Annotated in this window: 2 protein-coding genes; both read right to left on the minus strand. The window is 66.8% G+C overall.

Translation table 11 applies throughout. The features are described from left to right. Positions 1-166 precede the first annotated feature (166 nt). The gene (locus ACLD7X_RS17495; RefSeq protein WP_425625445.1) at positions 167-448 is read right to left on the minus strand and encodes a hypothetical protein; all 282 of its coding nucleotides are present in this window, start codon (positions 446-448) and stop codon (positions 167-169) included. Positions 449-539: 91 nt separating this feature from the next. Continuing rightward, positions 540-743: hypothetical protein (locus ACLD7X_RS17500; protein WP_411424966.1), on the minus strand; the 204-nt coding region annotated here is incomplete at its 5' end.

Here is a 743-nt window from a genome sequence, read left to right on the forward strand (position 1 = left end):
TGCTGGCCGAGGTGCTGCCCTGGCAGAAAATCGTTCCCGAGCGGCCAGGTCGCGGGGCAGACGACATCTTGATCGACACTGCCATGATTGAATGCAGGGGCAGTGCTGTCGCCGTCCGGACCGACGCGCTGCGTCAACGGCGCGCGACCTGACAGAACGTGCGGGATCAGCTTGTCGGCACCCAGGCGCGACATGGGGTACGCGCACTCAGATAGTTCGACCCCAGCACTGCGGTCATGAAGACCGAGGCGCCAGGGGCAAGATCCGCCGTCAGGGTCTGCGAGCCCTCGAGCCGGGCAAAGCGCACGGACCAGGCGACCGTGCTGCCTGCCGTCAGGGCCAGGGTCGTGGTGTTCGTCACCACCACGTCGTAGCCCGAAACCGCGCAACCAAGGGCGACCTCAGGCGTCTGGGCAGGCAAGGCGGCGGGAATGAACAGGGCCAGCATCAGGACCAGGCGCGACATCGGACGGATCCCCGAGACCAGGGTTACGGAATGAGGAAGCGGGGGACGCCACGGCGCCCCCCCACGAGGTCGATCAGGGCGATTCACGGATCAGGATCGCCCCCAGCGCCACCGGATCGGCGGGCAGCGCATCTGTCCCTGCCGGTGCCCCCGACACGGCCAGCATATGCGCCACGATTGCGGCATAATCCTCGTCCGGCAGGAAGCCCGGGTTGCTTTGCGGCATGGTCAGTCGGGAATAGGTGTAAAGCATCCCGAGGGACCGGCCATCCCAGTT

The sequence above is a fragment of the Aphanothece microscopica RSMan92 genome (assembly GCF_046613545.2).
In the GTDB taxonomy this organism is placed as follows: domain Bacteria; phylum Cyanobacteriota; class Cyanobacteriia; order PCC-6307; family Cyanobiaceae; genus NIES-981.

Coding starts and splice junctions, on each gene's coding strand:
- ACLD7X_RS17495 (WP_425625445.1), bottom strand. CDS start 448: ATGCTGGCCCTGTTCATTCCCGCCGCCTTGCCTGCCCAGACGCCTGAG.